At 74.6% G+C, this 1,537-nt stretch carries 1 protein-coding gene; it reads right to left on the reverse strand.

Annotation, left to right across the window (positions count from 1 at the left end; genetic code table 11):
* Positions 1 to 38: 38 nt before the first annotated feature.
* On the reverse strand, positions 39 to 1,537 hold a 1,499-nt coding region (locus AB0J52_RS40000), incomplete at its 5' end, for a lipid II flippase MurJ (protein ID WP_500188385.1).

Below are 1,537 nucleotides of genomic sequence, written 5' to 3' on the forward strand. Positions count from 1 at the left end.
CCGACCCGGCGTGTCGGCGACGAACCCCGCGACAACGGCTACGGGATCTTCCTGATCGAGATGACCAGCGCGCATCCCGCGCCCAGCACGAACCGGCGTCCCAGCAGCCCGAACCGGATGCGCGCGACCTTCCACCGCACCGTCAGCAGTTGCAGGACGGCGGCGACGCTGATGCCGACCGCGTTGCCCGCCGCGAGGGCCCCGGCCCCGTGGCTCGCGCTGAACGCCGCGGCGAAGGCGAACGTCACCGCCAGCCCCGCCAGCATCGCGAGCGGCGTCCGCCACCCGGCCCGGCGTCCCGCCGACAGCGCCCGGACGCTCACCCCCAGCAGGCACTGGGCGAGCAGACCGGGCGAGTAGACCCGCAGGATCTCCGCCGTGCTCACCGAGTCGGCCCGGGTGAACGCGCCGTGCTCGAACATCACCCGGGTGATCAGCGGCGCGAACGTCCACAGGTAGGCGATCGCGACGAGGATCAGCAGTCCCACGGCCGTGAGGTCGCCCTCGATCCGGCGGCGCAGCGCTCCGGCGTCGTCGTCGAGCTGGGCGCGGACGAGCCGGGGGAAGGTGACCGTCGCGACCAGCAGGGCCAGCACCATCGGCACCTGGGCGACCTTCTGCGCGTAGTTCAGATGGGAGATCGTCCCCTCCGGGAGGCCCGACCCGAAGAACCGCTCGACCAGCACCTGCGCCTGCCGCGCGACCGTGAACACCACGACGGGCGCCACCGCCGCGAACCCCACCTGACGGACCGAAGGCCCCGCGACCGGACCTCCCGCGTCCGCGGCTGGACCTCCCGCGTCCGCGTCCGGGCCGGATGGCACGGCCGGGCCGTCCGCCGTGCGTCCGCGTCGCAGCACTCCCACGAACGCGGGCACCTGCACGAGGACCATCAGCAGGCTTCCGCAGGCCACTCCGAGGGCCGCGCTGGTGATCCCCCACGCGTCCGCCAGCGTGAGCAGCATCGCCAGGATTCCGGCGTTGTAGGCGAGGTAGATCGCGGCGGGCGGCCCGAACCGGTGGTGCGGACGCAGCACCGCGCTGATGAACCCCGCGACGCCGAACGTCAGGACGGTCACCGCCGTGAGCCGCAGGCAGGTGACCGCCGCGGTCCGGTCGGCGACGCCGGGGGCCGCGACCCGCACCAGCCACGGGGCCAGGAGCGTCACGGCCACCGAGAGCGCCGACAGCCCGACCACCAGGGGCGGCGCGACGCGGCGCACCAGCCCCGGCACCCCGTGCGGACGGAGCATCGCCCGCGTGACGACCGGGACCATGACCAGCGCCATCGCGTCCTCGATCAGCAGCGGCGACACGGTCTCCGGGACCGTCCAGGACACCAGGAACGCGTCCGTGCTCGGCCCCGCCCCGAACCGGTCGGCGAGCAGCAGGTCCCGGACGAACCCGAGCCCGGTCCCGGCGCACACCAGCGCCGCCGAGAGGGCGGCCGCGCGTCCGACCGACAGCGCCGATGCCGGGCGAGCTTGTCGGCGTCCACCTCGGCCAGCCGCTCTGCGATCTTGTCGAGCGCGGCGCG

The sequence above is a fragment of the Spirillospora sp. NPDC049652 genome, assembly GCF_040675125.1.
Classification (GTDB): Bacteria; Actinomycetota; Actinomycetes; order Streptosporangiales; family Streptosporangiaceae; genus Spirillospora.